This is a genomic window from Mesorhizobium sp. M0678 (assembly GCF_040320505.1).
In the GTDB taxonomy this organism is placed as follows: Bacteria; Pseudomonadota; Alphaproteobacteria; order Rhizobiales; family Rhizobiaceae; genus Mesorhizobium.
This window is the reverse complement of record NZ_JAMYPT010000023.1, coordinates 45,915-61,841: the sequence shown is the minus strand read 5'-3', so window position 1 is coordinate 61,841 and position 15,927 is coordinate 45,915. Positions and strand designations below refer to the sequence as shown.

General features: G+C 60.9%; 18 protein-coding genes and 2 pseudogenes. 13 read left to right on the top strand and 7 right to left on the bottom strand.

Going from position 1 to position 15,927, the window contains the following annotated elements; all coding sequences use genetic code 11:
• Positions 1 to 20: 20 nt before the first annotated feature.
• The 3 genes from NKI29_RS27935 (at position 21) to NKI29_RS33540 (ending at position 2,902) form a co-directional block, all read left to right on the top strand.
• Positions 21 to 1,646, top strand: coding sequence for an MFS transporter (locus NKI29_RS27935; protein ID WP_352797929.1), 1,626 nt, complete (start codon positions 21 to 23; stop codon positions 1,644 to 1,646).
• A 66-nt stretch (positions 1,647 to 1,712) separates the two neighbouring features.
• Positions 1,713 to 2,231 carry a YkgB family protein gene (locus NKI29_RS27930; RefSeq protein ID WP_352693232.1) on the top strand — a complete coding sequence of 173 codons (519 nt, stop codon included), beginning with the start codon at positions 1,713 to 1,715 and terminating at the stop codon, positions 2,229 to 2,231.
• 323 nt (positions 2,232 to 2,554) lie between these two features.
• Positions 2,555 to 2,902, top strand: coding sequence for a recombinase family protein (locus tag NKI29_RS33540; protein ID WP_502896729.1), 348 nt, complete (start codon positions 2,555 to 2,557; stop codon positions 2,900 to 2,902).
• Between the two features lie 779 nt (positions 2,903 to 3,681).
• On the opposite strand, the gene NKI29_RS27920 is transcribed toward NKI29_RS33540, so the two are convergent.
• Complete coding sequence (locus NKI29_RS27920; protein ID WP_352797964.1) at positions 3,682 to 4,011, bottom strand: hypothetical protein; 330 nt, start codon at positions 4,009 to 4,011, stop codon at positions 3,682 to 3,684.
• 36 nt (positions 4,012 to 4,047) lie between these two features.
• Between NKI29_RS27920 and NKI29_RS27915 the strand changes: the two genes are divergently transcribed.
• Together NKI29_RS27915 and NKI29_RS27910 are read left to right on the top strand one after the other, a co-directional pair.
• Positions 4,048 to 4,740 carry a Crp/Fnr family transcriptional regulator gene (locus NKI29_RS27915; protein WP_352797927.1) on the top strand — a complete coding sequence of 231 codons (693 nt, stop codon included), beginning with the start codon at positions 4,048 to 4,050 and terminating at the stop codon, positions 4,738 to 4,740.
• 588 nt (positions 4,741 to 5,328) lie between these two features.
• Positions 5,329 to 6,420, top strand: coding sequence for a YihY/virulence factor BrkB family protein (locus tag NKI29_RS27910; protein ID WP_352694395.1), 1,092 nt, complete (start codon positions 5,329 to 5,331; stop codon positions 6,418 to 6,420).
• A gap of 112 nt (positions 6,421 to 6,532) precedes the next feature.
• Here the strand turns inward: NKI29_RS27910 and NKI29_RS27905 are convergent, their stop codons facing one another.
• Complete coding sequence (locus NKI29_RS27905) at positions 6,533 to 6,823, bottom strand: hypothetical protein (protein ID WP_352797925.1); 291 nt, start codon at positions 6,821 to 6,823, stop codon at positions 6,533 to 6,535.
• 951 nt (positions 6,824 to 7,774) lie between these two features.
• Here NKI29_RS27905 and NKI29_RS27900 point away from each other — a divergent pair.
• The 5 genes from NKI29_RS27900 (at position 7,775) to NKI29_RS27880 (ending at position 10,846) form a co-directional block, all read left to right on the top strand.
• The gene (locus tag NKI29_RS27900) at positions 7,775 to 7,978 is read left to right on the top strand and encodes a hypothetical protein (protein WP_352694392.1); all 204 of its coding nucleotides are present in this window, start codon (positions 7,775 to 7,777) and stop codon (positions 7,976 to 7,978) included.
• 298 nt (positions 7,979 to 8,276) lie between these two features.
• Positions 8,277 to 8,822 (top strand): hypothetical protein, encoded by a 546-nt coding sequence (locus NKI29_RS27895; protein WP_352694390.1) that lies wholly within the window; start codon positions 8,277 to 8,279, stop codon positions 8,820 to 8,822.
• Positions 8,812 to 9,207 carry a phage holin family protein gene (locus NKI29_RS27890; RefSeq protein ID WP_352450346.1) on the top strand — a complete coding sequence of 132 codons (396 nt, stop codon included), beginning with the start codon at positions 8,812 to 8,814 and terminating at the stop codon, positions 9,205 to 9,207. Before NKI29_RS27895 ends, NKI29_RS27890 begins: the two co-directional genes overlap by 11 nt.
• The gene (locus NKI29_RS27885) at positions 9,204 to 10,100 is read left to right on the top strand and encodes a hypothetical protein (RefSeq protein WP_352726040.1); all 897 of its coding nucleotides are present in this window, start codon (positions 9,204 to 9,206) and stop codon (positions 10,098 to 10,100) included. The genes NKI29_RS27890 and NKI29_RS27885 overlap by 4 nt, the downstream gene beginning before the upstream one ends.
• The gene (locus NKI29_RS27880; protein ID WP_352694385.1) at positions 10,100 to 10,846 is read left to right on the top strand and encodes a hypothetical protein; all 747 of its coding nucleotides are present in this window, start codon (positions 10,100 to 10,102) and stop codon (positions 10,844 to 10,846) included. Before NKI29_RS27885 ends, NKI29_RS27880 begins: the two co-directional genes overlap by 1 nt.
• A 108-nt stretch (positions 10,847 to 10,954) precedes the next feature.
• Here NKI29_RS27880 and NKI29_RS27875 read toward each other — a convergent pair whose 3' ends face one another.
• On the bottom strand, positions 10,955 to 11,464 hold the full coding sequence (locus NKI29_RS27875; RefSeq protein WP_352450349.1) for a ferritin-like domain-containing protein: 510 nt from the start codon (positions 11,462 to 11,464) through the stop codon (positions 10,955 to 10,957).
• Positions 11,457 to 12,014, bottom strand: coding sequence for a DUF4142 domain-containing protein (locus NKI29_RS27870; protein WP_352694383.1), 558 nt, complete (start codon positions 12,012 to 12,014; stop codon positions 11,457 to 11,459). Before NKI29_RS27870 ends, NKI29_RS27875 begins: the two co-directional genes overlap by 8 nt.
• A 233-nt stretch (positions 12,015 to 12,247) precedes the next feature.
• On the opposite strand from NKI29_RS27870, the pseudogene NKI29_RS27865 reads away from it, so the two are divergent.
• A pseudogene (locus NKI29_RS27865) lies at positions 12,248 to 12,586 on the top strand (IS6 family transposase); the annotation flags it as partial.
• Between the two features lie 270 nt (positions 12,587 to 12,856).
• Here the strand turns inward: NKI29_RS27865 and NKI29_RS27860 are convergent.
• The 3 genes and pseudogenes from NKI29_RS27860 to NKI29_RS27850 form a co-directional block, all read right to left on the bottom strand.
• Complete coding sequence (locus NKI29_RS27860) at positions 12,857 to 13,429, bottom strand: group II intron maturase-specific domain-containing protein (protein ID WP_352694397.1); 573 nt, start codon at positions 13,427 to 13,429, stop codon at positions 12,857 to 12,859.
• A gap of 180 nt (positions 13,430 to 13,609) precedes the next feature.
• Positions 13,610 to 14,078 (bottom strand): annotated as a pseudogene (locus tag NKI29_RS27855) ((2Fe-2S)-binding protein).
• A gap of 279 nt (positions 14,079 to 14,357) precedes the next feature.
• Positions 14,358 to 14,639 (bottom strand): nucleotidyl cyclase domain-containing protein, encoded by a 282-nt coding sequence (locus tag NKI29_RS27850; RefSeq protein ID WP_352797923.1) that lies wholly within the window; start codon positions 14,637 to 14,639, stop codon positions 14,358 to 14,360.
• Between the two features lie 32 nt (positions 14,640 to 14,671).
• On the opposite strand from NKI29_RS27850, the gene NKI29_RS27845 reads away from it, so the two are divergent.
• Both NKI29_RS27845 and NKI29_RS27840 read left to right on the top strand, forming a co-directional pair.
• The gene (locus tag NKI29_RS27845) at positions 14,672 to 14,866 is read left to right on the top strand and encodes a DNA polymerase (protein ID WP_352797921.1); all 195 of its coding nucleotides are present in this window, start codon (positions 14,672 to 14,674) and stop codon (positions 14,864 to 14,866) included.
• Between the two features lie 80 nt (positions 14,867 to 14,946).
• Positions 14,947 to 15,888, top strand: coding sequence for an ATP-dependent DNA ligase (locus NKI29_RS27840; RefSeq protein WP_352694378.1), 942 nt, complete (start codon positions 14,947 to 14,949; stop codon positions 15,886 to 15,888).
• Positions 15,889 to 15,927 lie beyond the last annotated feature (39 nt).

Genomic DNA, 15,927 nt, shown 5'->3' with positions numbered 1-15,927 from the left:
GCGGACAAGGAGATCAAGGCATGGCGTCAGAGAACAAGATCGGTACAATTTCCGACCCAGGTGGTGCGACTGGCGGTGCCGTAGCGTGTGCTCTGGAGCTCAGTGAGGCCGTCACGAGCGACATAACCGCGCCCAGAGCGACACGCCGCGAATGGTTCGGGCTCGCAGTTATCGCGCTGCCGTGCCTGCTCTATTCCATGGACCTGACGGTTTTGAACTTGGCTGTGCCGCGTTTGAGCGCCGACTTGAAGCCGTCGAGTTCCCAACTTCTCTGGATCGTAGACATTTACGGCTTTCTGCTTGCCGGATGCCTGATCACGATGGGCACGTTGGGCGACCGCATCGGCCGCCGCAGACTGCTTTTGATCGGCGCGGTGGCATTTGCAATAGCTTCGGTCTTCGCAGGGTTCTCCACAAGTGCCGGAATGTTGATCGTTTCGCGTGCGCTGCTCGGGATTGCCGCGGCGACGCTTGCACCGTCGACCCTTTCGTTGATCCGCAACATGTTTCTCGACCCGAGGGAGCGTACGGTTGCGATCGGCGTCTGGATCGCCAGCTTCTCTGCGGGCTCTGCCATCGGTCCGTTGGTCGGGGGCATCCTGCTGAGCTATTTTTGGTGGGGCTCCGTGTTCCTCGTGGCGGTACCGGTCATGGTTGCGCTGCTGGTGCTTGGTCCGATGGTCCTGCCCGAGTATCGCGATCCTGAAGCGGGTCGGCTCGACATCTTGAGCGCTGGGCTGTCGCTTGTCGCCGTGCTTTCGGTGATATACGGCATCAAGGATATCGCCGAACACGGCCTCCGCCCGGAGGCGGCCTCCGCCATTCTCTTCGGTGTGACTGTCGGCGCGGTTTTCGCCGTGCGCCAACCGCGGCTGACAAACCCCCTGATCGATCTGCGGCTCTTTCGCTCGCGCGCCTTCAGCGCTTCATTGGCGGTCAACGTTCTCGGCTTCTTCGTCGCGTTTGGCTCGTTTCTCTTCATCGCGCAATACCTGCAACTGGTGCTGGGGATGGGACCGTTTGTAGCGGGCCTGTGGACCGTGCCTTCCGCCGTTGCTTTCATCGCCGGTTCGATGCTGACCCCAATCGCGGTTGGCAGGGCTCGCCCGGGCTATGTGATGGCGGCCGGCCTTGCGCTTGCGGCAGCCGGATTTCTCATTCTCACCCGCAGTGGTGGTCAGGCCGATCTCGCGATCGTCGTCATAGGCTATAGCGTCTTCTCCCTAGGTCTTGCGCCGGTGTTCACGTTGGCCACCGACCTCATCGTGGGGACCGTTGAACCCGAGCAAGCCGGTGCGGCCTCCGGCATCGCGGAAACCAGCAGCGAATTGGGTGGCGCGCTCGGCATCGCGATCCTTGGCAGCATCGTCACCGCAATCTATCGCAGCGGCATGACCGGGATGGTTGCGGACGGGGTATCCGAGCAAGAAATCAGTGTTGCCAAGGACACGCTGGGAGGCGCCGTGGCAGTTGGGCTCGCCTTGCCGGAGGCGCTCGGTTCCGATTTGCTCGGCAAAGCGCGGGAGGTGTTCACTCAGGCGTTCCAGATGACTGCCGGCATCTGCGCGTTGGTGGCGCTGGCTGCAGCCATCCTTGCGGTGGTCTTGCTGCAAAACGTGCGAGCACAGTCTGAGGCTGGACAGTAGCCAGCGAAATCTACGACACCGATTGAACCTTGAGCCCCAGTGTCATCGAACAGGAGGAGGATACTCATGGCGGTTCTCAAAACATCAGAGCCTGAAGGTCAAGACGAGACAACTCCCCGGCCGTGGGCGCGAAAGATCGCCGCGATCAGGAAAGCCGGACGGATCGTCGCCCTGACCGGGGTCATACTGCCGCTTCTCATGATCGGCGGGATGAAGTTCACGACGGTCGAGATCGAGGCGTTGAGACCGCTGATCGGCGGCACGCCTTGGCTCGCCTGGATGTATCCAGTCTTTGGTGAGGCCGGTGCCTGTTATGTGCTTGGCGTCATCGAGATCGCGACCGCGCTTCTGCTGATTGCCTACCCCTGGTCGGCGCGCGCCGGTGTGACCGGCGGGGCCTTGGCCGCGCTAATTTTCCTGGTCACCTGTTCGATCATGATTGTCCTGCCGATCTGGGAGCCTGCGCTGGGCTTTCCAGCGCTCGGTCCCCTCGGCCAGTTCCTAATCAAGGATATCGCGTTGCTCGGCATCGCGCTTGTCGTACTGGGCGAAAGCCTGAACAGATTGGACAGAGGGGCTACCTAAGCGAATCCAAGTCGAAGGCGAGTGGCAGAACATGTCATCCATTTATACGGGCCAAATGGCGGGGCTCCACCTTACCGCGCCCTTCGACTCGCTTGGGACAAGCCCGCGAGTCCGAAAGCGGGCCGGTGTTCATGCTTTGATTTTTCTATCGTATATCGGTGCCCGCTTAATGTTCAGGGGCCACAATGGGCAGTTTCGCGACCACCGCAATCATGGCGGCTGCTGCGGCGTATTTCTGACCCAGCCTATGGGGCTATCCGCTTGCCGAATTCTGAGCCAGAGCGCATTGAAGTATATCTAAATGAGCCGAGCGGGAGGGGGATATGCCCGTTGCTCGTGTTTATCTGCGGGTCAGTACGCAAGGGCAGGATCTTGATCGCCAGGAATCGATCATCGCTGGGGCGAGGGATGCCGGGTACTACATCGCCGGCGTCTATCGCGAGAAGGCATCCGGCGCTCGCGCCGACCGGCCGGAGCTGCTGGCGAGTACGGCACCGGGGCTAGCCGCTAATATATTGCACGCTGTCTTTGCCGCCCATTCCGGCATCCCGAGCATCGCACTCGAAGTGGTCGAGGGAAACGACGGGGCAATGGCCTTTTACCGCAAACATGGTTCGAAGTGGTCGATCGCAGGGCCGCGTCGCACGGTGCAGAAGGCCATGCATCGTTGATTATGCGCAAACTGCTATCGCGCGCCTAGTCGGAACTCGCGCATCGAACAGTACATCACGTCTTCCGTCCCCAGCGCACCGGCGGCCTCCCCGCTCGCAATCCAAATAGACGTCTTTCAGCTGTTTGATTGGCATGTCAGCGTGAGCGAACGCGAGATCCCGAGCGTCAGAAGCCGACAATGAAGCCGGACTGATTGCGATCAGCACGGTGCCGAGCGTCACAGGCGAGGGACTTAACAACTGACATGATCATTTTGATATCCTCCCCAGCTCCCGTCGGTCAACATTCAGTCCTTGGGGTCGCAGGTGTAGTGCCGTTCGAAGGTCCCGTCCGCGCGCCGCTGCTTGTCGAAGCCGCGATGTAAGGCTCGATCGCGCGCTCGTGGACCAGCCAAAGGGGATCTCGGCCGAGGCGTAGCCACTGCCGGCAGCCAACCGTCTCGGGATCGAGGCCGAAACGATCCTGGTGCGCTCGATCGTCGTGCCGGCCGCGCCTGCCTCCGCATGACGGATGGCGCGGCTTCGCAAAGCGCACATGATTTCGTCACGTGAGATGCCGATGTCGCCAAGAACGTCATCGGGTAAACGGCTCAACTGGTCCGTTGCCGACAAGAGAGCTTTTCGCTCGGCGCGGAGGCGTAAACACCTGCGAAATGGACCAATGGCGGCAGCATGAATTATGACCATGATCAGATCGTCCCTTCATTGATCTGAATTGACCGGTACGGAACGGCGCGAACGGCACTCCGGGCGAGAGCGTCAGCCGTCCGCGAGGCAAGTTAGGCGTAGTGGTCGATGGATTGGTTTTGCCGCGGCGTGCCCATACGGCGGGCGGTGGCTGGCCCCGGGCCACGCATGTAATAAAGCTCCGGGCGGTAGCGCGGCGCGACGAATTTGCGAAACCCCGCAGCAAGTTTTGTGACGGGAGCCAAGAATTTCATGACTGTTCCCTTTCCCTTCGCCGGCTTGCACACGAGCCGGCGGGCCTGACGTTGCAACAAGGATATGACAGTCGAACCAGGCTCGGCTGTGGGAATTCCCACACCGGAGAAAACATTGGCGAAATCCGCTCCCAGTTTGCATCCCGGAAAGCGGGGCCTGCCGGCCATCAAATTTCCTTGGATAGGGAGTAAGGTGAAGTACACTTGATTGAACAAGAGACCGTTGTGACAGGCTCTCTGGCCTTCATCTCAAGACTTTGCGATGCCGACCTCGCCGCGCTGACCAAACGGTGGCACGAGCGCAGCTATCGACACAACGAGCTAATCATTTCCCACGGCGACACTGGTCGCGATGTCTTCTTCCTGCTGGAAGGACGGGCTCGCGTGACACTGGTTTCAGCGGACGGCAGGGAGATAGCGTATCGCGATGTCGAACCGGGTGACATTTTCGGGGAGCTCGGAGGCATTGACGGGATTGCACGCTCTGCCAGCGTAGTCGCGCTGGAGGCAACCCGCGCTGCACGGCTGTCCGGCACAGCATTCCGGGATATCGTGATGACCCACCCGACTTTTGCCTGGATGCTGCTTGAGCATCTGTCTGCCCAGCTCCGGCGCATGACCGAGCGGGTATTCGAATACAGCACTCTGGTGGTGCGAAAACGGCTGATCGTCGAGCTCCTGCATCGGGCGGAGAAAGCCGCACTCGTGGACGGCGAGGTGTCCGTAAGCCCGGCACCGACGCATTCCGAGCTGGCGGCAACGATGAGCACGCACAGGGAAGCGGTCTCGCGCGAAATGAGCGACCTCGCCAAGAGAGGCCTGATCGAAAAGCGCGGCAGCAGGTTATTGTTGCATGACGTCTCGGCACTACGGGCGCTGGTCGACAAGAAGGAATAGCGAAGGCTGTCGCTGCGGCGGGGCGCACCGCACGTTTCATATTCCTCGGCCGCAAGTGATTATTCCTTCAGGCGAGGAGAATCTGCGCCATGCCTCGCTGCAGGATTTTCGGGAGGAAGACTAGGGTAAAACTCAGTCATTCTGGCTATGCCGCGAATGGCCGAGATGGGTTAATTGCGGGCAACGGCGAGACTGGACTGAAGGGCAGCTCAGGGTCATGGCGGTGAATTGACCCGGAGCAAGCGAGCTTCCGCTTAGCGTCGATTCCGGCGGCCTGGTTTTCGCAAAAGTCCCGGATTAAAGATTAAAGCGACTGTTTTGCGTCTGATTTTTGCACCGTCCGACAATGGGCAGTTTCGCTACCACCACAACCAAACGGTTGCTGCGGCGTATTTCTGACCCAGCCTATGGGGCTATCCGCTTGCCCTAATTCTGAGCGAGATGCCATGAGGTATACCCAAAACGGCCATCGAGAGGCGTTCATGACCGACCGCGAAGTAGAGCCGCGCGCGGGGTCTCGGCAGTTGCAGCTTGCATCCTTTGGCCGACCTGCACGTTACATGACGAATAGACAGGCGGACCGGAGCCATGGCAAACGAGAAGCCCAACAATTTCCACGCAAAACAGGTGCATAGCGGGCGGCGGGCGCAGCAGCAGGGCCGCGGGCGAGATGCGGTGCGGCCCACGCAGATTCCGACCAAAGGCTGGAAAGACATCCTTTGGCGGGTGATAGCTGAAGTAAGCGATGACCGAGTCCCACTGATCGCAGCAGGAACCACGTTCTACCTGCTTCTGGCGCTGTTTCCTGCACTTGCCGCCTTCGTTTCGATTTACGGCTTCGTCGCCGATCCCAAAACAATCGCCGAGCACATCGCTTTCCTCGGCGGCGTTCTACCGTCGGGCGGGCTCGATCTTATCCGGTCACAGCTTGGGTCCCTTGCCCAACAGAATACCGGCGCTTTGACCTTCGGCTTTATCTTGGGCCTCGCCGTCGCGCTCTGGAGCGCCAACAACGGCATCAAGATCATCTTCGAAGCCATGAACATCGCCTATGAGGAGACCGAAAAGCGCAGCGTCGTCCGGTTGAATCTGCTGGCCTTGGCCTTCACGCTCGGCGCCATCTTCATCGGCATCGCGTTCCTGGTCTCGGTCGGGCTTGTCCCTGCGGCGCTCGCGCTCCTCAATCTGGGCAGCTGGACGGAGACACTGATAAAAATCCTGCGCTGGCCCGTGATGCTGGTCGCGGTGGCGGCAGGTATCACGCTTATCTACCGCTACGGTCCCAGCCGCGAGAAAGCGACGTGGCGGTGGCTGACTTGGGGCGCCGGCCTCGCGACGGTCGTGTGGCTTGCCGCCTCGATCGGGTTTTCCTTCTATCTCGAGAATTTCGCCAACTATAACGCGACGTACGGGACGCTCGGCGCCGTCATCGGCTTCATGATGTGGACCTGGATCTCAGTCATGATCCTGATCGTCGGAGCCGAGCTCAACTCCGAGATGGAACACCAGACGGCCAAGGACACCACAACCGGCGCGCCGCAGCCGATCGGCGCGCGAGGTGCCGCGATGGCCGACACGCTGGGCCGCTCGGCCGAACGGAGCGGCGCCGAAAGCGCATCAAGTCGCGGAGAACGAGGGTTTACACAAACAGAACTTCCGGCCCCGATCACTCGTGAATAGCGCTTCGAACGCCAAACCGCCGGCTGCGGACGAAGCGGCTGTCGAGGCGCGAGCCGGCGACTGGTTGCAGCAAAACGGGGAGCGCACAGGCGTGATGGGGTCGGTTTGGATGTCACCAAGACTTGCGGACTGTCGCTGCCGGCCCACGTGATACTGCTTCGATATCGGCACTGACGAGCCCTCCGCCTTCGATCCGAACCGTCAACCTGCCCTTCGCGTCATCGATCCGCCTCACAAATCCTGTGATGTCGACCTCCTGGCCGGCCTTTGCTCTGGTCGGTGTGTCGATTGAAAAGGGGAAGCTGTAAGAGGGTATGCTCACGCTCGACATGCCGTTGTCCAAAACCTTCAGAATTGTGATGGAGAGCGAAACTTCATCGTCGACTTTCATACTCGCGGGCATGGCCTAAGCCTCCATCTCAAGCGGCTCGTGCTCGATCTTTTGGTGCCAGACCACCTGGCGCAGGTCGCGCATGCCACAGCCTGTCCGCACCGTGGGCAGATATAGAAATGGCAGGCCTCATGCTCGGCGGCTGTTCCGTGCCGTCTGTTGACAATCGGCGGGCCAAGCTCCGATAGCTGTCACTTCCACTAAACATTCAATTTTGCTAAAATGTTCCGCAACCTAAGTCGGGCGGTCGCGATTTAGTTCGCACCTGTGGCGTGGGGTTCAGATGCCGACCCTGGGTTGACCATCCTCCCGAGGGTAAAGATTGAATTCACGCGGCCAAGTTCGACGGCTACCGCACGCAGATCATAAAAGACGCCGACGGCCTCCGCTTCTTAACCCGCCGGGGCGTGGTGTCTCAGTTTGAATTTCGGCTTGACGACCCGACTTACCGCCACGTGCGGACGTTCGCCAGTGTCGATGTCGGTCGTTGACCAGCGACGCGGACGCTATAGTTTGGTCAAGGGGTCCAACTACGAAAGGAGAAAGCTCATCGATCCCGCGATCTGGATAACATTCGTTCGAACGGTCATCATACTGCAGATGCCATCGAGGTCTGATAACATGCTGGTGATGGCGCGTGGATTGGACAGGGCGCTGAGTTGGGCTGGGACGACAGCCGGCGCGGGCGTGATGCAACTTCCCCTTATCGCGGTCGGCGTTCCTAGCTCGTGCGAGCGTCCCCGTTTGCATTCGCGACGCTCCAATGGATGGGAGCAGCCTATCTCGTTCGGCTAGGACTACGGCTGATCTTCACGTTCGGGAAGCCCGCAGCCCAGCAGGACCCACGTCAAGTCAGTCGACTTGCGGCAGCCCGGGAAGGAATGATCGCAAACCTAGTGAACCCTTGGCCCAACACCTTCATGATCGCCTCCTCCTCAATTTGTTGATCCGCATGGAGGGCCCGTGAGCCTGCAACAGCTCCTGTTAGACGAAACCCAGAAAATGACGGGCGCGTTAGTATTGGGAACTTATGCCATGGCTTCGGGCAGCATCGGTTCGTGGATCACGACGCGGCCCCGCGTGAAGCTTTGGCAGCAGCGGATCGCAGCCTTCTTCATCGTTGCCCTTGGGTTTCGAATGGCTTTTGGTGGCGGGGCAAGCCGCTAGATCCCGGTCTCAGCAGTCCGCTTCCACCCACAGCCGCTTCAAACTGAGACCCTACCGCTGGGGGCATGACTGGACGGCGAAATACCGCCCCTTGGTCCGGGCTGCCACAAGGATCGCTGCCGATAGCTCAATTATCGCGAAGCGAGACCGTGATAGTTGACTCCTATGAAACAGCCGGGATTTCGTGGAAGCACTTTGGTCTGTGCTGAGACGTATCCGCGCGCAAGGGTAGCTTCTTTGAGCAGCTCCACGGAACTAAAGGGTTTTGCCGCAGTTTTGCCTGTCAATGGAGGAAACCATGAACAGCCAAAACAAGGAACGAGAATCCGCGACCAAAACACCTGTTGAGGACATTGCAAACAAGGACATTGGGGCAACCGTGAGCGACGCGGTCTCGAAAGCCTCCGACATGGCTCAACAAGCAGTTGATACGGCCAAGCAGGCGGCCTCGAATAGTGCGTCAACAGTTACCAACCAGGTGAAGGAAATGCTAGACCGTCAGGTCGGCAGCAGTGCCGAGGTGATGGGCCAGCTCGCGAGTTCGACGAAACGCGCAGCCGAGGACCTCGACGAAAGCGCGCCCTTAGTCGCCGGTGTGGTTCGTACGTTTGCGAACAGGATCGATGGTTACGCAGACGATCTGCGGGACCAGTCGGTCGATCAGCTGGTCCGCGCCGCCTCCGATTTGACTAGGCGCCAGCCCGGATTGGTTTTCGGGCTTGCTGCCCTTGCGGGGTTCTTGACATTTCGGACGCTGAAGAGCGCGTCGCCGGCGTCGTCGCGCTCCAATGAGCCCGTGCGCGGGCGCAACCGGCAAGCAGCGAGCGAATTTAATGGCACATGATCAGCTCAAGAATTCCACGCTCCCACGAGCACTATCCGACGCCGCGGCGGATCTTGCCGACCTCGTGCAAAAGGAGCTGCGGCTGGCCCGGGCGGAGCTGTCTGAAAACGTTTTTGCCAAGCTTCGGGCCGGCATCTGGATGTCCGCTGCCGGGGTGCTTGGGCTGATCGCTGGATTGCTGACAGTGCAAGCCGTCGTCTTCTGGATAGCTAGCTTTGGGATCGTAATGCACTGGTCCTGCCTGATCGTTGCCGGCGTCGTGGCCGCAGCTGGAGCGCTCGCCTACTACAAGGGCCGCATGGATGCGCAAAAGGAGATGACGCCCACGCGATCAATCCATCAGATCAAACAGGATATATCGATAACCAAGGAGCATCTAACATGAGCCGCGAAGCGCATACGACCAACATCGGAACGGCGGAATGGCTCATCGGCGCCGCCAAAAACAACCCGGAAGGTCTTCTTCTCGTTGCAGCCGGCTGCGCGCTGTTGATGCGCCGCGGGGGGGCATGGGCCAGCGGCGGCTTTGATCACGCTGACGAAACCCGCGGAAGCAAGGGCCAGCGAAGCGTTCACCCAAGGTCTTCGAACACCGCCGGCCAGGGGCGCCGGTGGAAAAGCATTGAGGACGCTTCGGAGACGGCAGACAATGCACGGGAGCATGCCTCGGACCTCGGCGGCAAGGTCGCGGCCACGGCCAGCGCTTACGCTTCGTCCGCGTCGGAATACGTTGACGAGGCGCGACGCAACGTCACTGAGACATCGGAGCGGGTCGCGCGACGAGCCCAATCAACTTTCCAAGAGACGGTGAACCGCGTAGTCGAAGAGCAGCCACTGACGCTGGCGCTGCTCGGCCTCGCCACAGGGGCAGCTGTCGCTGCAGCCTTCCGCCCCACGGATTTTGAAAAGCGGACACTCGGCCCAGCTGGAGAGCAGTTGACGAACAGCGCCGAGAAAGTCGGCGAACGGTTGAAGGAGTCGACGGTGAAGGCGCGCGAAAGGCTCAGGACCGCTGCCGAGGAGCGCGGCCTTAATGCTGATGGCCTCAAGGATGTCGTGAGCGACGTGGCTGGCGAGTTCGGCAGCACCTTGTCGGGCGAACAGCAAGCCGGGTCGGCTGAGTCGCCGTCCGCGACCTCAGGCGTATCGCGCGGCCAATCGGCCCCGGGTAGCATGGGCCGGTCGACAGATAAATCGGCCAATTCGGATCAGTCACAACGGCCGGGTGCTTCCCGGTCCGGCAGATCCGGTCAGTCCAGCGGAAAGCGAGGTTCGTGATGGGCGAGGCAAATCTCCGCCAACTCGAACACGACGTTGAGGCAGCCCGCGCAAGGCTCGCGGAAGATTTGTCGACGCTGCGCTCGCCAAATACGGTGTCCGAGTTTACCGACGAACTGAAGCAAGAGGCGCTCGAGGCCAAGGATGCGCTGGTCGCGAAAGCCAGATCGACCGCGCAGTTGACGGCGCTGGAGATCATCGAGGATCTCAAGGCAAAGGCTGCCGCGAATCCTGGCGCCGCATTGGTAATTGGGGCTGGTCTCGCGTGGCGGTTCCTTCACCGTCCGCCAATCGCGACCGCGTTGATCGGAGCAGGACTATTCAGCCTGTTGCGTACGCCTTCAATTCAGCCGGGCTTGGACGGGCAGGTCGATCATCTCGCTTTCGCCAGAGAGCGCTTGAAGGAGCAATCCGTCGAGCTGGCAGAGAAGGTCGGCGAAATGAGCGCCAAGACGGCCGAAACAGTGAAGGAACATGCGGAGGAAGCGGCTGGCGCCGTCAAAGAGAAGGTGCGGAATTTGGGCGCCAAGACGCCGAATCTGCTCGACGAATTGCGGCAGGCCGGCAGCGAGGCCGCCGAGGGGGCAGCCGCTGCCGCCGGTCAAGCGTCATCTGCTGTCCAGGGCGCACTGAGCGATCAGGAGACGCGAGACAAGCTCCTTCTTGGTGCCGCGGGTTTAGCCATCGCGGCTGCGGTAGGTATTGCGTATCAGCGACGGCTTGAGGAGCACGCGGCGGTCGACTAGGCGACAATTCAGCGCCGGAACTCCAGAACTACGGAAGAGCAGCCTGGACGACCCAGTGTCCCGGCTGTCAGGAGCGGGTCGCCTTTCTCGCGCTAACCAACCCGGCCATCACCGCTTGGCGCTGTCGCTGTCGGCGGCGGCCCGCGTCAGGAACGTCTGGGTTGTCTGGCCAAGACGGCTCTTCAGCCACTCCGCCATTGCCTCCTCTTCGCGGAGGTTCTGCTCGCAGGCCTGCACGATTTCGGTCTCGCCCTCGGCGTTGGCCGCCGCGATGAGGATTGTATAGGAGGCGATTTCCATGTGCTCGAAAGTGTAGCTGGCGAGGGAGCCCTTCATCACCTCATCGCCGGCGAACACGCCGCTGATGGATTGGGCGAGCGCCATGAGCTTGCCACCCGCGTCCTTCACGGTGGACGATCCTTCATCGATACGGTCGAGGCAGGTCTTCAGCCGGGAAGCCTGTTGCCTTGTTTCTTCGAGATGAAGGCGGATGCGCTCGCTCAGCTCCGGATAGCTCTCGATGCGGCTCAACTGTCCAGACAGCATCGTCTCCGCCTGCTCTTCCATCGCGTGGGCATCTCTCAGCCACTGGATCATCCATTCGCGCGATTCAGACATCAGAGGTCTCCTTGTTTGGTGGCATCCAAACCACGAGCGACGAGGATTGTTCCGGCCGCAGGATGGATCGCACGAACATTATTTCGTAGTCGGGCATAAAGCGGCGTCGGCGAGCGATGGGTTCACCAGCTTCGCCCTGATGTCGCGCGTCATCCGCGGATGCTCCAGCCCCGTCGGCAAGACGTCCGAGGCAAAGTGCTGGATGTCGGCATCCTGGCCGGAACCGATCTCCCATTCGAGAAGCTGCACTGTCTTTGATGGTCGAAATCTGGCCGCTGATGTAGGCGAGATCGAAATCGGCACCGGTGAGCTTTTCGAGCCTGGCGTGCATTTGCTTGTGATCGCTGTCGAGCCCTGCCGGGAGCGGGATCTTGCTGGCCTCGGCGAGCGACTTCAGCCTGTCGTTGGTAGCCGTGTGGTCGTGGACCATGTTGCGGGCGAACTCCTTCACGGCGGCATTTTTGGATTTTCCGGCGAGTTCGCCGAACTGGACCTCGTGTCGCTTGGCAGTTAACCGTAAGAATGCAGTCGTTTCGGTCAGGATTGGCACTTAATTTGAGAACCTGGAAGTTCGGATTCTCAAATTAAATGCCATCGCATTATCGTGAAGGCCGTGCTTCCTTTGAGTTTCACACGCACCTTCGGCAAATGCGATGCCGGCAAGTTGCTGGCGCTGATTCTCGTTTAAGTTCCAATGGCCTGGCATGATTATCGGTTCCGTCGCAAACTCTCCGTCAAGACCGCATGAGGCATGAAGGCTCTTCAATTGCCGAGGAGCTTGTCATGTTCAAGGGCGGTCATTTCGACCAGTCGGTGATCCTGCTGTGCGTACGCTGGTATCTTGCCTACACTCTCAGCCTGCGCGATCTGGAAGAGATGATGGCCGAACGCGGCTTGAGTGTCGATCATTCCACAGTGCATCGCTGGGTCGTCCGCTTCTCGCCGCAACTGCTGGAGCGCTTCAACCGGCGCAAGCGGACCGTCACCGGCAAGTGGCATGTCGATGAGACCTACATCAAGGTTCGCGGTCGCTGGATGTATCTTTACCGTGCCATCGACAGCGTCGGCGACACGGTCGAGTACTTCTTCAGCGAACACCGCGACCTGGTGGCGGCCAAACGCGAAACGGCGGGCCGCAGAAAAGCGCGATGGGCCGAATGACCAATGCGCGCCCTGTCAAAACAGCGCCGGAACAGGCGAACGGCTTCATCTGTCAAACGGCGATGCGATCCGGCCGGCCATGCCGCGCAAGCGCCTTGCGCAAGAAGCGGTGCCAGGCAGCGCATTCACCGGACCGAGCTCGCGCTTCAACGCACTGAAGAAATGCTGGCCGAAAATCTCGCGCTGTGCAGCAGGATACGCCGCCCCCCATGTATTAGAAAGTGATGGACACTATGGAACCCCACGGGATGGCGGCCGATATTTTGACATCGGAAGTTGCCAATGCGCGTTCCAACGCTTGGCCGCGTGGTCCGGCATGCCGCGAGCAATCAGCTCGCGGTAAATGACCGAACCCCGCTTCCAGTGCTTGAGCTGTATGGCCCGCAGGCGGTGGCGAACCCGCCGTCGAGGTCGGCGAACACGCTCGGGGTCGGCAAGCCGGAAGTAAGCCTTCCAGCCGACGAGATAGACCCTGAGCGGCTTGCATATTTGCGCGAGGCTGCGACCGGCATTGCGCCGGGTCAGCATGCGCACCTTCTCCTTCATGCGTCCGATGGCCTGTGGCGCTACCCGTCGCCGGATGTTCCGTCCCCCGGCGACCCAGAACGGGAAGCCGAGGAACTTCGATGCCGTGGCGCGCTCCACCTTGCTCTTGGTCTGATTGACCCGCAGCTTCAGCTTGGCAAGCAGCTTGCGCAGGGATTGCATCACCCGCTCGCCCGAGCGCTGCGTGCGACCGTAGACGTTCAGATCGTCGGCATAACGGACGAAGGCATGTCCGCGCCGCTCCAGTTCTTTGTCCAGTTCGTCGACGGATCGGAATTTCCGCTCTCCACCACCCCACCCAGCCTTTCGACGCTCGTTTCTGGCGTTCCGCAGCCCAGGTGTTTGAACCAGCGGGACGCGCCACTTCTTGACATTCCCGACGCTTTTCCAAAGCGGACTTTCGGTGACCGCCCGGAATCGACCCGAGCGAACCGGAGGTTAGCGGGTGGCCCTCGGCGCTGCGGGCGATGGGCGCCTCACGGCCATCCTGCACGACGGATACGAGGAGACTTCCACCTGTGAGGAATTTTCGATGCAGGCGACACCGGACATGATCTGCCCGGGCGTGCAATAGCCGCACTGGAAGGCATCGCGTTCGATGAAGGCGGCCTGCAGCGGATGAAGCTCCTCGCCCGGGGCGCAGACCCTCGATGGTGATCTCACGCCCCTCCGCCAAGGCAGCGAGCAAGAGGCACGATTTTCACGCGTTTGCCGTCCATCAGCACTGTGCACGCGTCGCACTGCCCAGGCCGCAGCCTTTCCTCGATCCTGTGAGATGCAGGTGCTCCCGAAGGGCGTCGAGCAGGGTCGTTCGCGGGTCGAGGGATAGCCTTTGCTCGGTTCCGTTGATGCGCAGCACCAGATCGAGCGGAGCCGGCGCCGGTGTCTTGCGCGGCCGCCGCCGCAAATTCAGGCATGAGGTTTACTCCCGCAAGAGCGACGCCAGTCACCGCTGTGCCTGCCAGCAGCTCTCGCCTCGTCAATCATAACTGGTCATGTCTGGCCCCTTGCTAGAGCGGGATTCATCCGCGACGGAGCATGCGAACCGGGAAGGACCGGATGGAGCGGAGGTCGCCGCCGCTACAGGCGGCACCAGCCCTCGCGTCCGAACAACGGCTGCGGGCCGATGTTTCCAGCTGCAGCGAATTTACTCCGTGGCACGCTGATTTGGGCGGTAGCCGGCAGTTTATGTATCCGCCCCGAGCCTGTCAGCTGTCTCATGCAAGCACCAGACCGCGACTGGCCGTTGCCTTCCGCGTACCGTGCGCGTCTGGTCGGGCCGCAAGTCTTTGATGATTACAGACGGCTCATGACCGCGGGATTGCACGGCGCGCACCAAGTCGTCGCTGATCATCAGCCTTGTGCCGGTATGGCGGGTCAGGCGCTCGAGCCGGCTGGCGACGTTGACTGCGTCGCCCAGCACCGTGAACTCGAGGCGCTGGGCATGGCCGATGTTGCCGACGACCACCTCGCCATAGTGCAGGCCGATCCCAATCTCGATTGGCTCCTGTTTCGGCCGAACTCGCCAGCGTCGGGAACCGCGACACGCCATTTCCGTTGCCACACGGCCGTGGTGACGAGGCCCATCATGGGGGATCGGGCGTCGATCCGCGCGGCATGCCGAAAGCGCGCGATATCGTCGATCCCTATGCGCACATCGACCGCATCAAGGTGAAGACGCGGGATTTCCGATAGAAGCTGCAGCGGATATCCCGTCCATCATGTGGTAGTCTGGCCCGCATGACGACGCTTTATCTCAATTGGCGCGGAAGACGGTGAATCCCACAAAGCCGAATAAAACACATCCGCCGAAATGGATCGAGCCTCAGCTGACGCGCCTGGTCGACGAAGCGCCCGACGGCCCCGGTTGGCTTCACGAAATCAAGTACGACGGATACCGCATGCACGCGCGGATCGACAGCAGCGACATCCGGTTGCTCACCCGCACCGGCCTCGATTGGTCGCATCGCTATCAAGCGACGATAGCGGCCCTCCGCCCGCTCCCGGTGAAAGAGGCATATGTCGACGGGGAGCTGTGCGCCGTTCGGGCAGACGGCGTCACCTCCTTCAGCCGCCTGCAGGCCGCTATGGACGAGGGCCGCACGGGCGATCTTGCCTTCTTTGCTTTCGATCTTCTGTTCCTGAACGGAGAGAGCATTGCGAACCTTCCACTCATCGATCGCAAAGCGCGACCGGAAGGCCTGTTTTCGACCGACATGCCTGGCCTACGCTTCAGCGATCACGTGATCGGCGACGGGCCTGCGTTCCGCAAGCACGCCTGCCGGCTTGCGCTCGAATATGTCGACACGCCGATTGCCGAGACCTCCCAGCGCATGCCGCAGTTGACCACGTCGCTGCTGCAGAAATACGGCGAAGCCTGGACGCATTCGCTGGCGATCAACGATCTCTACTTCGACTTCATGGGACCTTCGCTCGCAGCGGCCGGCAAGGCCGGCACCGATGCGCCGATCAATGTCGCCGCCGGCGACGGAATCGGCCTATCAGCGCATTCGCGCCGGCCAGTTCCAGAAGGGCTCGATGGCATGATCAAAAAAGCTTCACACGACAATCGCCGAAGCACGTCCAAAACTGGACACCAACGGCATCTTAGACGGGTTCACCCGTCGATATTCGACCAGTTCGAGGGCGGCATCCTGTCCGACAAGCGGGCGCTGCGCACGAGCGGGCATCGGCTACCATGGGTCCTTTCATCCTGATGCGATTACGATTCGGTCGGGCGCGCCAATAGCTGCTCC

Coding starts and splice junctions, on each gene's coding strand:
- NKI29_RS27935 (WP_352797929.1), top strand. CDS start 21: ATGGCGTCAGAGAACAAGATCGGTACAATTTCCGACCCAGGTGGTGCG.
- NKI29_RS27930 (WP_352693232.1), top strand. CDS start 1,713: ATGGCGGTTCTCAAAACATCAGAGCCTGAAGGTCAAGACGAGACAACT.
- NKI29_RS33540 (WP_502896729.1), top strand. CDS start 2,555: ATGCCCGTTGCTCGTGTTTATCTGCGGGTCAGTACGCAAGGGCAGGAT.
- NKI29_RS27920 (WP_352797964.1), bottom strand. CDS start 4,011: ATGGCCGGCAGGCCCCGCTTTCCGGGATGCAAACTGGGAGCGGATTTC.
- NKI29_RS27910 (WP_352694395.1), top strand. CDS start 5,329: ATGGCAAACGAGAAGCCCAACAATTTCCACGCAAAACAGGTGCATAGC.
- NKI29_RS27905 (WP_352797925.1), bottom strand. CDS start 6,823: ATGCCCGCGAGTATGAAAGTCGACGATGAAGTTTCGCTCTCCATCACA.
- NKI29_RS27895 (WP_352694390.1), top strand. CDS start 8,277: ATGAACAGCCAAAACAAGGAACGAGAATCCGCGACCAAAACACCTGTT.
- NKI29_RS27890 (WP_352450346.1), top strand. CDS start 8,812: ATGGCACATGATCAGCTCAAGAATTCCACGCTCCCACGAGCACTATCC.
- NKI29_RS27885 (WP_352726040.1), top strand. CDS start 9,204: ATGAGCCGCGAAGCGCATACGACCAACATCGGAACGGCGGAATGGCTC.
- NKI29_RS27880 (WP_352694385.1), top strand. CDS start 10,100: ATGGGCGAGGCAAATCTCCGCCAACTCGAACACGACGTTGAGGCAGCC.
- NKI29_RS27875 (WP_352450349.1), bottom strand. CDS start 11,464: ATGTCTGAATCGCGCGAATGGATGATCCAGTGGCTGAGAGATGCCCAC.